Consider the following 12,744-nt stretch of genomic DNA (forward strand, 5'->3'; position numbering starts at 1 on the left):
ACCTACCCTTTCCTAACGGATTAATACACAGTTTCTTTAAAGAAAAAGCCAGTATCCAACGGTCTTAATGCTGGTTGGATTTCTTCTATTTTGTTATACAACTCTTTTTTACAAGCTTTATAGGCTGCTTTCGACTCATAATAGGCATCGATTGCTTGCCTGTAATAGCTCGTAACAGCCGTTACATAGGAAGGGTCTTGTAACACTCCATCAATTTTTAAGCTATCTATTTCAGCATCTAATAGCTCATCTAGTTCATCAATCATACACATATCGTTTGGACTGAAAATATGCGTCCCGTTGCTATCTTCATAAATCGGATATTTATTGGAACGTTCTTTGTCATGTAAGAACATATTTTTGTTTTTTGAGCGATTCTCTACTTCCAATGCTTTTTCTTGGAATAAGAAATAATTCCCTAAAAGTGAACGCTTCGATTGAAAAATACAAGTCATTCCATGTACTTGAACTTCTACTTGAACCGTCGCATTTTCTTTTACTTCCACTACCTCATCAAGACTTAGTTCTCTTGCAAGGACGGCTCTAGTAGAACCACGTTTTCCCCAGTAATTCGCTGTAAAATAGTTGGTTGCAGTTTGTTCCGTATTCCAATGTAGGGGAATAGTTACCTCTGCTTCACGTCTAGCGATAATGACAGCCGGATCTCCAAACACAATGCCGTCTACACCAATCTCTTGAAGTCTTTTCATGTAAGGAGCCAGTGCTTCCAGTTTGTCGTTATGGAACAGAGCGTTCATCGCAACATATAACTTTTTGTTTTGTTTGGATGTAAGAACTCTTGCTGTTGCAATTTCTTCTAATGTGAATTCTCCTGGAAGTCTAAGACCAAAAAACTGTTCACCAACTAAGAAAGCATCAGCTCCAGCTACCATTAATTCTTCTATATGACTAATACTTGCAGGTGTAACCAATAATTCTGTTTTGTTCATGTCTTTCACCTCTTAATACTTACTAACATACCATCTCCAACAGGTAGGAATGCTGTATCATAATCTGGATGATTCATTAGCCACTCCATAAATTGATGTTGGTTTCTGACCATTGTTCTTTTTCTTCTAGGCACTTCACTCATTGGTAACTCGGACAAGCCATTTAACAATAAATTATCACAATAAATAACGCCACCATCATTCAAAAATGGGGCATACTTTTCGAAGAAATTTTTGTATTGACCTTTCGCTGCATCAATAAAGATAGCATCAAAAGTTAAATCTCCCAGCTCTGTTGCTGAAATCTCTAACGCATCTCCTATAATTACTTGAATACGATGTTGTAAATCTGCCCGTTGCATATAATCTTTTGCTAGTTCTGCCTTAGCTTCATCTCGCTCAATAGTCACAATTGATGCTTCTTCAAGTTTAGTTGCCATTCGCATGGAAGAATAACCGATAGCAGTTCCAAGTTCTAAAATAGACTTTGGCTGTTGTAAAGAAAGGAGCTGCAATAACGATTCCATACCCATTAGTTGCATGATAGGCACATGATTATCTTTTGCATATTGTTCCATTTCCAAAAAAATAGCGGATCGAGGTTTTATCAGATCCTTTAAAAAATCATCACTAATATTCATCTAGACTAACCCCTTTAGGTCAATAAAATAGTAATCCCTATTATGTAAAAAAACAACTCTTATAATAACATAGCAGGAGAAGGAATGAGACACACTCCCTCTCCTGCACAATTTTTATTTTAAAAATTCGTCGATTTTTTGAAGATGTTCATCGTAGGTTTTAGAAAAGTGATTAGTTCCTTCTTTGTCTGCCAAGAAGTAAAAATAATCAGTATCGCTTGGATCAAGTGTAGCTTCTATAGATGATTTACCGGCATTTGCGATGGGTCCGGGCGGTAATCCTTGGTTTTGATACGTGTTATAAGGATTATCAAACTCTAAGTCTTCAAAAAGCACTCGATCTTTATGTGTCCCTTTAGCGTATAGGACAGTTGGATCTGTTTGTAAAGGCATCCCATCTTCTATACGGTTATAAAAGACACTCGCAATTGTTGCTCGATCTGTTTGGGCTGTAGCCTCTTCCTCTAATAAAGACGCAAAAGTTAATAACCAGTGAACAGATTTTTCCTCTGCTTGTAATATATCTACGTAAGATGTTACTACTTTATCGGTATTAGAGAGCATCATATCTACTATTGTCTCAATAGAAGGGTTTTCCTCAAAAAACGGGTAGGTCGCAGGGAAAAGATATCCTTCTAATGCATAGCGTACATTTTCTCCTTTAATCTCTGGTCCTAGAACGTTTGGATATTTAACCATCATTCGATCCACAAATTCCTCACTTGTTACAAGTGAAAAGAAATCATCTGCAGAATGCTTAGTTTTCTTTTCAATAACTTGTCCAATTTGTTCAAGTGTCAATCCTTCTGGAATTGTCAACGCGAATATTGGTTCTCTGTATACTTTACCAGTTTTTAAGCTTTCAATAATTTCGTCTAAAGTCATTGCTTTTGTTAAACTATACTCCCCAGCCTGAAACTGAGATTCATTGTTAAACTTTGCATAATACTTAAAGATCTTTGCATCTTTTATAATTCCGCTTTTTTCTAATGCACTGGAAATATTATCTAAGCCCGATCCAATTGGAATATCTACGGTTATAGTCTCTTCGGAATTAGGGTCTAAAGGTTGGAGCGCTGATTCTACATAATTATAGATAACTAGACCAGCTATCCCTCCGATGATAATTACAAGGAAAGTTATAATTAGAACAATCTTTCTCACAAGTTTCACTTCTTTTTTCTTACTTTTCATTTTCTTAAACATAATATCTTTTTTTGTTTCATTTTCCACGGGTTCTCCCCCTTTATCCTATCTCATTATACAAGAAAATATATAAAAGAACAAAAGCGCACAAATCATCTACTATAATCTACCGTGTGTAATGAGCTTGACGCTTTTAGAGAATCTTGACATATAGTAGATTTTTTTCTCTTTTATGATAATGGTTACCACTATTCACCACAGGCTAGAATGTGTAAATAGCTAATTATGTACAGAACAATTAAACAAAGAAAAAGGTGAATGAGGCTTCCCTCATCCACCTGAATAGATAGTCTTATTCTTCGTCTTCTTCTTCGTCTTCTTGTTCATCTAAAAATGTACTTAACATTTCTTCGATCATATCCCATTCAGCATCGGACTCGACTGGAAGTAATTCTCCGTCTTCTCCATCTTCATTTGGAGTAAATGATGATGCATGAATTTCGATTTCTTCATTTTCATCTTCTTCTGCACCGATTGGATAATAAAGTACATATGATTTTTCAAATTCATCAGATTCAAATGTAAATAGCACGTTACAAAGTTGTTCATTTCCATTTTCATCTACAATTGTAATATTTTCTTGACCGTGGTCCATTTGTAGTCACCTCATCTATTTTTTCTATCAAGAAAGCCTTGTAAAATCATTACAGCGGCCATCTTGTCGATCACTAACTTACGCTTCTTACGGCTCACATCAGCATCTATTAACATACGTTCTGCAGCCATCGTTGTCAATCGTTCATCCCATAAAGTTACTGGGAAATGATATTTCTCGGTTAATAGCTTAGCATATTGTTCGGATGCCTCAGCACGTGGACCAATAGAATTATTCATGTTTTTTGGAAATCCAACAACAAATTCTGTTACATTATGCTCTTTTACGAGTTCATCAATTCGTTCCAGACCAAACTCTAAGCTTTCTTCATGTATTTTTATTGTTTCTATACCTTGTGCAGTCCAACCAAATGCATCACTGATTGCTACTCCCACAGTACGAGAACCAACATCTAACCCCATAATTCGCATCATTAAGCCTCATTATTTTTCTTAATATAGAACTTTACCAGTTCTTCTAATATTTCATCTCGTTCAAGTTTTCGAATCATATTTCGTGCATCTTGATGGCGAGGAATATAAGCTGGATCACCTGACAATAAATAGCCTACAATTTGATTGATAGAATTATACCCTTTTTCTTCTAGTGCAGAGTGAACTTGTACCATCACATGTTTTACTTCTTGTTCCATCGATTCTTCAGGGAAATTAAATTTCATCGTTTTATCAAATGAGCTCATGATCAGCACCTCGCTTTCTTTTTTAAGTGAGTAAACTAATGTACCTATTGTATTAGTATACCCTATTTTGGAAAAAGTTTAAACAGATTTAATATATTCTACTACAGAACTTAAAGCTGCTTCTAATTTACTTGTATCTTTAGCACCAGCCATTGCGAAGTCCGGACGACCTCCACCTTTACCTCCACATTGCTCTGCCACTAGTTTGACGATATTCCCTGCATGATAGTTACCACCAACTATATCTTTTGTTACGCCTGCTGTAATCATGACTTTATCCCCATCGATTGCACCTAAAACAATTACCGCTTTTTCTAGCTTTTGTTTTAAATCATCCATCATTTGGCGTAATTGATTGTTATCTTTAGCGTCTACTTTTACGGATAATACAGTTATATCATTTACTTTTTGTGCCGAGGACAGAACGGATGAAGCTTGGCTATTGGCAATTTTCGCTGAAAGAGACTCGTTGTCTTTTTGAACATTTTTTAGCTCTTGAAGTGTTTGAGTAACTTTATTCACTAAATCTTTAGGTTGTGCTTTTAGTAAATTTGCTGCTTCATTTAATATTTGCTCTTCTTCTTTTAATATTTCGAAAGCACCTTTACCAGTTACCGCTTCTATACGTCTAGTTCCTGCTCCAATCCCACTTTCAGAAAGGATTTTAAAAATTCCTATTTCAGAGGTGTTCTGGACGTGAATACCACCACATAGTTCTAATGAGAAATCTCCCATTTTCACCACTCTTACTATATCACCATATTTTTCACCGAATAATGCCATTGCACCCATTTGTTTTGCTTCATCAATATTATGGAATCCTGTAACTACCGGGATATTATCCCACACTTTTTCATTTACTATACGTTCTATTTGTTCAATTTCTTCTTTTGTAACTTGTCCAAAATGAGAGAAGTCAAAACGTAAACGATCTGGACCAACATATGAACCTGCTTGGTTTACATGCGTTCCTAATACGTCTTTTAGCGCCTGATGTAAAATATGTGTAGCAGAATGATTTTTAATCGTATGTCCACGAAGTGAATTATCTACAGTTGCCATTACTTCTGCATCTGTAATAATTTCTCCTGATTCAATAACTACTGTGTGGAGATTTTGACCATTAGGAGCTTTTTGCACATCTTTTACGTATCCTTTAAATGTATCATTTTGAATAACTCCATGATCGGCAATTTGCCCGCCACTTTCAGCGTAGAAAGGTGTTTGCGTTAATACTACTTTAACTTCTTCGCCTTCATGAGCTGATTTGACTAATACTTGATCACGAACAATCGAAGTAACTTTAGTAGCAACACTCATCGTATCGTATCCAACAAATTCACTTTCATCACGTAAATTGCTAAACACTTCCGACTGTACCTGCATAGAATCTACATTTTGACGTGCTGCACGAGCTCGAGAACGTTGTGCTTCCATTTCTGATTTGAAGCCTTCGTGGTCGACGGTCATATTCGCCTCTTCTGCATATTCTTCCGTTAATTCAATTGGGAAACCGTACGTGTCGTATAGAGTGAAAGTAGTCGTTCCTGGGATATAAGATTCCCCTTTTGATTGCTGTTCCTCGATAACCTTTTCCAATATAGCTAGGCCGTCATGAAGTGTTTCATGGAATCTTTCTTCTTCATTTTTCATAACACGCATGATGAAATCTTGTTTTTCTGTTACTTCTGGGTAGAAGTCTTGCATAATTTCTCCAACTACTGGAACGAGCTCATGTAGGAATGGTTTTTCAATCCCTAATTGTTTCGCGAAACGAACTGCTCTACGAAGTAATCTTCTAAGGACATAACCTCTACCTTCATTGGATGGTAATGCACCGTCACCAATAGCAAAAGCTACTGTACGAACATGGTCAGCAATTACTTTGAATGCCGTATCATCCACATCATTTGCACGATATGACTTCCCAGAAATCTGTTCAGTTTGACGGATAATTGGCATAAACAAATCAGTATCAAAATTTGTTGGCACATCTTGTACTACGCTTGTAATACGTTCTAGGCCCATACCAGTATCAATATTTTGTTTTGGTAAAGGAGTATACGTATTATCTGGATTGTGATTGAATTCAGAGAACACTAAATTCCAAATCTCTAAATACCGGTCGTTCTCTCCACCTGGATATAATTCAGGATCGTTTAGGTCATTACCATAGCTTTCTCCACGATCATAGAAAATCTCTGAGTTCGGACCACTTGGACCTTCCCCAATATCCCAGAAGTTCCCTTCCAAACGAATAAGTCTCTCTTCCGGAATTCCAATTTCATCCTTCCAAATATTATATGCTTCTTCGTCCTCGGGATGAATCGTAATAGATAATTTTTCTGGTTCAAATGCCATCCACTTTGCATCCGTTAAAAACTCCCATGCATACTGGATCGCTTCTTTTTTAAAGTAGTCTCCAATAGAAAAGTTGCCTAGCATTTCAAAGAAAGTATGATGTCTTGCTGTCTTCCCAACGTTTTCAATATCATTTGTACGAATAGACTTTTGCGCATTTGTAATACGTGGATTTTCAGGTACTACACGTCCATCAAAATACTTTTTAAGTGTTGCTACACCACTATTTATCCATAGTAATGACGGGTCATTGATTGGTACAAGTGGAGCTGATGGTTCCTGGGAATGTCCTTTTTCGATAAAAAAGTCTAAATACATTTGTCTAATTTGAGCACCTGTTAATTGTTTCATGTTTAGTTCCTCCTAATAATTTGTATTAGTAAACTTTAAAGATTTAATTTAATGCTGACATTAAGAGACGGCTACTCTAGAAGGTAGTTTTCGCTCGAGACGAAAAACTGAAAGCATTAAATTTTTTTATAAATCCCTTTTCGCCAGCAAACTATCTTCGACCGCGAGTAATCCCAATCACTTCACAAGTGATATCTAAAAACCAAAACAATAAAAAAAGCCCTCATCCCTAAAAAAGGGACGAAAGCTATTGTTTCGCGGTACCACCCTAGTTACACAGTAGATAATTCTACTTATGTCTCTCAAGAAGCCTTAACGCGGCCATACGACAGGTTTTAACTGCACTCAGGAGTAGCTTTCCTATTTGTTAGGTCAGTGAATTCTTTCAGCCAAGGAATCCATTTCTAGTCAGATAACAATTAGTACTTTCTCCGTCAACATTTTACTATATGCAATTGATTATAAAAAACAAATGGGCTTGTGTCAATTGTCTGTGTCCATAAATTGATACGGAGTAACACCATTCATCCCTATTAGAGGGTCAACTACATGATAATTCTCTGCAGTTAAATAAGTCAAATCTGTTTGATTCGCTCTAGTTTCAGTATCACTTTTTAACCCTTTCTCTTCTGCGGGTTCTGCTTCTTCTGTATGCGTTAAACGATCTTTTAATGTAGTCAATCGCTGAAGATCATCCGTTCGCTCTACTCCAAACTTAAATACTTCTGGGTCTCCACAAAGAATAAGGAAGTTTTTAGCGCGCGTAATTCCTGTATACAGTAAATTTCGTCTTAACATTTTCATATAGCTTCTCGTGATAGGCATAATAACCGTTTGAAATTCACTACCTTGTGACTTATGAACGGAGCAGCAATAAGCAAGTGTCAGCTGATTTAAATCATTTTTTTCATAGGTTACTTCATTACCATCAAATGACACAATTAGCATCTCTTTTTTCTCGACTGTTTCTGCAGCTTTAAAAATACTAATAACTTCTCCCATATCGCCATTAAATACATGACTTTCTGGTTGATTGACGAGTTGAAGTACCTTATCCCCAATACGATAAATAGTTTCCCCAAAAATCATTTCTTTTCGTTTTCCATCCGTATTTGGGTTGACCATTTCTTGAATCATTTTATTAAGCGCATCAATACCTGCAGGACCTCTATACATAGGAGCTAATACTTGCATATCTCGAATGGAAAGTCCTTTGGATAATGCACTTTTCAGTACTTGCTCTACTACTTTTGGGATTTGCTCTGTAGAAGCCTTGATGAACGAACGATCCTTTGTTTTGTCTAATAAGGATGCGGGAACCGTTCCTTGTTTCATCTCATGAGCAAGTTCTATAATCGATGATCCTTCAGCCTGGCGATAAATATCCTTTAGTTCTACAGTAGGGATTCGATTGGAGGCAAGTAAATCCTTTAATACCTGACCTGGTCCTACTGGCGGAAGTTGATCTTGGTCTCCTACAAAAATAACTTGAGCATCTTTTGGAATTGCTTTTAAGAGCTGATGCCCTAACCATGTATCTAACATAGAAGTTTCATCAATAATAATTAGTTTGCCTTCGATTTCTTTTCCTTCCACATCCGAATCCTCTTGACCAGTAAAGCCTAATAGTCGGTGAATAGTCATGGCTGGCAAGTCTGTCGATTCACTTAGACGCTTGGCTGCTCTACCCGTAGGAGCGGCTAATACTACCGGAAATGGTTTCTTGTCTTTCAACCATTCTTTTGGATCCAGAGACAGTCCATGTAGTTCTGCATATAGTTCCACGATTCCTCGAACTACCGTAGTTTTACCCGTACCAGGACCTCCAGTAAGTAAGGTCATACTTGCATTTAATGCCGTTTCAATCGCATTGATCTGTGTTGGAGCATATTGGACACCTAGACGTTCTTCGATACCTCCAAGATGCTTTTTCATCTCTGCTAAAGGAAACTGATGATGTGTATCATTTTCGGCTAGTAGGGTTTCAATTTTGGATCCAATGCCAACTTCTGAATAATATAAAGACGGAATATAAAAACGATTCACTTCTCCGACAATCCGATTTTCTTCTGCAAGTTCAATGCAACATTTAGTAATTGCATCATAAGGAATTTCTTCATGTTGAGCATTTTCTAGTAGTTTTTTAACAGATTCCAATAATTGCTCTGCATAAAGAAATACATGACCTTCCCCTAAGGAAGCTGTTTGAAGCAAATGGTAGATTGCTGCTTTAATACGATCTGGATGGTTTCCTTTAATCCCTAATTTATAGCCGAGCTCATCTGCTCGAACAAAACCTACTCCCTCTACCTCTTCAATTAGACGGAATGGATTCTTCGTAAGCACAGCAAGTGTTTCTTCTCGATACGCTTGATATATTTTCATAGCAATCTGAGGACCAAATCCCCATTCATTGAGTTGAATCATTACTTTTTCCAAGCCTAAATTTTGTTCCAGAACTGCACGTAGCGTCACTTTTTTATCTTCTGAAAGGCGAGGCACTACATCTAAGGCCTGTGGGTCCTCTAATATTTTGTTAATGGCATTTGTGCCTAGCTTTTTCACAATTAGTTCAGCAGTTTTGCGTCCAATCCCTGTGAACATATCACTGGAAAGATAATGAATAATTCCTTGTTCTGTCGCTGGTACTTCTTTTTGGAATGTTTCCACTTGAAATTGCACGCCATATTTCGGATGATTTTTAATATAACCAATGAATTTGTATGGTTCTTCAAGTACTAACGGAGGGAAATAACCAGATACAATTACTTCTTTTTCTGTGTATGTAGTGTTAGTGGATTTTATTTTCAATTTGATGATAGAGAATAAGTTTTGAGGGTTATGAAAAATCGAAACGATAGGACGACCCGTAATAAATTGCTTTTCATTATTTATTTCGTTGGTCATACTACCGCCTCCAGAGTTTCATTAATTTCGTAGGGAAATCATGTCGTACACATAGCGTGCTTGATCATAATTGGGTTGTAAAGTAAAAGCTTCTTTTAAATGAGATAGAGCAGCTTCAGTGTCAGAAGTTGAAACTGCATATAATACACCCAGATTATAGTGAGCATCTGCGTTTTCGGCATCTAACTGCACTATTTCTTTAAAGACAGGTTCCGCTTGTTCGAACATCTCTAAACTAGCAAGGGCAATACCATAAGATAATTTAATTTGTATATCTTTAGGAGCTAGCTCCGAAGCTCTTTGTAAATATGGTAGCGAAAGCTTTGTTAGCCCTTCTTTTTCAAGACTTTTCCCAAGCATATAGTAGGCATCCGGTCCTTCAATTCCAGTCGCAATAGCTTTTTCATATAGCTTTGCAGCTTCCGCAAATCGCTCGGCATTGTAGTAAAGATTTGCAAGACTATAATAGGCTGTTGCTGCACCTTCATCTAAAGTAATTGCTTTTTGGAAAAACTTCTCTGCTCGTTCATCTTCGTTCATAGACGATAAAAGATTTCCAAAGTTAATATAACCAATTGCCTCATTTGGATTTTCTTCAATTGCTTTCGTAAAAAGCTCTACTGCTTTTTCATAATTTTCTTCTTGTATAGCTTGAATTCCTAATTCATTGTAATCCATAATATTACCTCCAGTTATCCGACATAATCCAGTTTAAGACCATCTTTGAATACTTCATCAATTGTAGCTCCACCTAGACATTCATCGCCTTGATAGAACACAACCGCTTGTCCTGGTGTTATTGCACGAACTGGCTCATCAAATATAACGCTCACTCTGTTATTATCTATCAATTCTACAAACACACCTATATCCTCTTGACGATAACGGAATTTCGCAGTTGCTTTAAAAGATTGTGGCTTTTCTAATGTAGTCGTAAAAGATAAATCAGTTGCAGTTAGGCTAGTAGAAAACAATGCGTCATTGTTAATGTTTTGTCCAACTAACAGGACATTTCTGTCCAAATCTTTTCCAATTACAAACCAGGGATCACCCGAACCACCGATTCCAAGACCATGACGTTGTCCAATTGTGTAATACATTAAACCATCATGTTGTCCCATTACTTTTCCATCCATCGTTTCCATAGCACCTTGTTGAGCGGGAAGGTATTGGCTCAAAAATTCTTTGAAATTTCTTTCCCCGATAAAACAAATACCAGTGGAATCTTTTTTAGTCGCAGTAGCAAGGCCTTGCTCTAATGCGATTTCACGGACTTTTTTCTTTTCTAAGTGACCAATTGGGAACATCACTTTTTCTAATTGTTCTTGATTTAATTGATTTAAGAAATAAGTTTGATCTTTATTGTTATCTCTTCCACGTAGCATACGAGTTTGTCCATCACGTACTTCTACTTGTGCATAGTGACCTGTTGCTAAATAATCTGCTCCTAGAGCTAATGCATGCTCTAAGAACGCTTTAAATTTAATTTCTTTATTACACATTACATCTGGGTTGGGAGTTCGACCTGCTTTATATTCTTCTAAGAAGTAAGTGAAAACTTTATCCCAATATTGTTTTTCAAAATTTACTGCATAATAAGGAATACCTATTTGATTGCAAACTTTTATCACGTCTTCATAATCTTCGGTTGCTGTACACATCCCGAATTCGTCGGTGTCATCCCAGTTTTTCATGAAAATGCCGATTACATCATAGCCTTGTTCTTTCAGTAAGTATGCTGCAACAGACGAGTCTACCCCGCCAGACATTCCAACTACTACTCGTGTATCTTCTATTTTTTTCATTGTATTCACTCATTTCGCTAAAATCTTTAACATCATGTAGTAATAGACAAACTCAAACTAAATGAAGTTAAACTTTTAGTTGGGTTTGTTCTATAATACTATCTTGCTTATTTTGTTTGCCGCTTCCAACACTTGTTCTTCCGTATTATTCAATCCAAAGCTAAAACGAACCGAATTTCGTAACTCGGGTGTACTTTCCCCATACATCGCAACTAGTACATGGGATGGATCGATAGAACCTGCTGTACAAGCCGATCCACTTGAAGCATCAATACCAGCTATATCTAATTGCACTAAAAAGGTTTCCACATCTGTATTAGGGATACTAATATTTACCACATGAGGAAGCACTGATTGCTGAGAACCATTAACCTGAAAAGGAACTTTAAGTCTTTCCAATTCAGATAGAAAAACTTGTTTTAACTGATTATATTCTACGTTGCCATCTGTAAAAGTTGTTTGTTTCAATTGAACTGCCTTTGCAAATGCAACAATAGCCGGTACATTTTCGGTACCCGCCCGTTTTTTTCGTTCCTGCTGTCCTCCATAAAAAATAGGTTTTAACAAGATACCTTTTCTTTGATATAGGAAACCTATTCCTTTTGGTCCATTTATCTTATGGCTGGAAACACTCAATAAATCTATATGGGATGTAATCACGTCAATAGATAAACTACCAAATGCTTGAACAGCATCTGTATGGAAATAGGCAGGATGATCTTTCAATAATTCACCAATTTCCACGATTGGTTGAATAACCCCTACCTCATTATTTGCATACATAACGGAAACTAAAATAGTATCTTCTCTTAGTGAATTTTTCAAGTCATTGATACTGATCAATCCATTTTTATCGACTGGAAGATAAGTTACTTCAAAACCATCTTTTTCAAGCTGTTCACAAGCGTGAAGAACCGCATGATGCTCAATTTGAGTTGTAATTATATGCTTACCTTCGTTTTTTCTAGCGTAAGCAGTTCCAAAAACAGCGTAATTATCTGCTTCTGTGCCTCCACTAGTTATGGTAATTTCTGTTTCATGGGCTCCAATACTTTTAGCTAAAATTGTTCTTGCATCATCGACTTTTTTTCTGGCTTTTCTTCCAGTTTGATGAATACTAGAGGGATTACCAAACACTTCTTTCATTTCAGCTGTATAGACTTCGATTACTTCCTCGGCCATTGGTGATGTGGCTGCATGATCCAAATATATTCTAGTCATTATAAAC

Annotated in this window: 11 protein-coding genes and 1 other annotated feature; all 11 genes read right to left on the reverse strand. The window is 36.7% G+C overall.

Features of this window, described 5'->3' with window-relative positions:
* Positions 1 to 20: 20 nt before the first annotated feature.
* Positions 21 to 950: a peptidase U32 family protein gene (locus MHI40_RS11630; RefSeq protein WP_340762771.1), complete on the reverse strand. Its 930-nt coding sequence runs from the start codon at positions 948 to 950 to the stop codon at positions 21 to 23.
* A 5-nt stretch (positions 951 to 955) separates the two neighbouring features.
* Positions 956 to 1,591, reverse strand: coding sequence for an O-methyltransferase (locus tag MHI40_RS11635; RefSeq protein WP_340762772.1), 636 nt, complete (start codon positions 1,589 to 1,591; stop codon positions 956 to 958).
* Between the two features lie 114 nt (positions 1,592 to 1,705).
* A complete protein-coding gene (mltG, locus tag MHI40_RS11640; RefSeq protein ID WP_340762773.1) occupies positions 1,706 to 2,824 on the reverse strand; it encodes an endolytic transglycosylase MltG in 1,119 nt (372 codons plus the stop codon).
* A 265-nt stretch (positions 2,825 to 3,089) separates the two neighbouring features.
* Complete coding sequence (locus tag MHI40_RS11645; RefSeq protein ID WP_093537055.1) at positions 3,090 to 3,392, reverse strand: DUF1292 domain-containing protein; 303 nt, start codon at positions 3,390 to 3,392, stop codon at positions 3,090 to 3,092.
* Between the two features lie 11 nt (positions 3,393 to 3,403).
* Positions 3,404 to 3,823, reverse strand: a complete 420-nt coding sequence (ruvX, locus tag MHI40_RS11650) for a Holliday junction resolvase RuvX (RefSeq protein WP_093537054.1) — start codon at positions 3,821 to 3,823, stop codon at positions 3,404 to 3,406.
* Positions 3,824 to 3,825: 2 nt separating this feature from the next.
* The gene (locus MHI40_RS11655; protein ID WP_093537053.1) at positions 3,826 to 4,092 is read right to left on the reverse strand and encodes an IreB family regulatory phosphoprotein; all 267 of its coding nucleotides are present in this window, start codon (positions 4,090 to 4,092) and stop codon (positions 3,826 to 3,828) included.
* Positions 4,093 to 4,170: 78 nt separating this feature from the next.
* Positions 4,171 to 6,804, reverse strand: a complete 2,634-nt coding sequence (gene alaS, locus MHI40_RS11660; protein ID WP_340762775.1) for an alanine--tRNA ligase — start codon at positions 6,802 to 6,804, stop codon at positions 4,171 to 4,173.
* A 233-nt stretch (positions 6,805 to 7,037) separates the two neighbouring features.
* Positions 7,038 to 7,251, reverse strand: a binding site (T-box leader).
* Positions 7,252 to 7,287: 36 nt separating this feature from the next.
* A complete protein-coding gene (gene recD2 / locus MHI40_RS11665; RefSeq protein WP_340762776.1) occupies positions 7,288 to 9,711 on the reverse strand; it encodes an SF1B family DNA helicase RecD2 in 2,424 nt (807 codons plus the stop codon).
* A gap of 21 nt (positions 9,712 to 9,732) precedes the next feature.
* On the reverse strand, positions 9,733 to 10,389 hold the full coding sequence (locus MHI40_RS11670; protein WP_340762777.1) for a tetratricopeptide repeat protein: 657 nt from the start codon (positions 10,387 to 10,389) through the stop codon (positions 9,733 to 9,735).
* 14 nt (positions 10,390 to 10,403) lie between these two features.
* Positions 10,404 to 11,516 (reverse strand): tRNA 2-thiouridine(34) synthase MnmA, encoded by a 1,113-nt coding sequence (gene mnmA / locus MHI40_RS11675; protein WP_340762778.1) that lies wholly within the window; start codon positions 11,514 to 11,516, stop codon positions 10,404 to 10,406.
* 90 nt (positions 11,517 to 11,606) lie between these two features.
* Positions 11,607 to 12,737: a cysteine desulfurase family protein gene (locus MHI40_RS11680; RefSeq protein WP_340762780.1), complete on the reverse strand. Its 1,131-nt coding sequence runs from the start codon at positions 12,735 to 12,737 to the stop codon at positions 11,607 to 11,609.
* Positions 12,738 to 12,744: the final 7 nt, after the last annotated feature.

Source organism: Psychrobacillus sp. FSL H8-0510, assembly GCF_038008345.1.
Lineage (GTDB): Bacteria > Bacillota > Bacilli > Bacillales_A > Planococcaceae > Psychrobacillus > Psychrobacillus psychrotolerans.

Bases quoted from the DNA above. Each gene is read 5' to 3' on its own strand.
- mnmA (WP_340762778.1), bottom strand. From the start codon at position 11,516: ATGAAAAAAATAGAAGATACACGAGTAGTAGTTGGAATGTCTGGCGGG.
- MHI40_RS11680 (WP_340762780.1), bottom strand. From the start codon at position 12,737: ATGACTAGAATATATTTGGATCATGCAGCCACATCACCAATGGCCGAG.
- MHI40_RS11670 (WP_340762777.1), bottom strand. From the start codon at position 10,389: ATGGATTACAATGAATTAGGAATTCAAGCTATACAAGAAGAAAATTAT.
- ruvX (WP_093537054.1), bottom strand. From the start codon at position 3,823: ATGCGAATTATGGGGTTAGATGTTGGTTCTCGTACTGTGGGAGTAGCA.
- MHI40_RS11630 (WP_340762771.1), bottom strand. From the start codon at position 950: ATGAACAAAACAGAATTATTGGTTACACCTGCAAGTATTAGTCATATA.
- MHI40_RS11655 (WP_093537053.1), bottom strand. From the start codon at position 4,092: ATGAGCTCATTTGATAAAACGATGAAATTTAATTTCCCTGAAGAATCG.
- alaS (WP_340762775.1), bottom strand. From the start codon at position 6,804: ATGAAACAATTAACAGGTGCTCAAATTAGACAAATGTATTTAGACTTT.
- MHI40_RS11635 (WP_340762772.1), bottom strand. From the start codon at position 1,591: ATGAATATTAGTGATGATTTTTTAAAGGATCTGATAAAACCTCGATCC.
- recD2 (WP_340762776.1), bottom strand. From the start codon at position 9,711: ATGACCAACGAAATAAATAATGAAAAGCAATTTATTACGGGTCGTCCT.
- MHI40_RS11645 (WP_093537055.1), bottom strand. From the start codon at position 3,392: ATGGACCACGGTCAAGAAAATATTACAATTGTAGATGAAAATGGAAAT.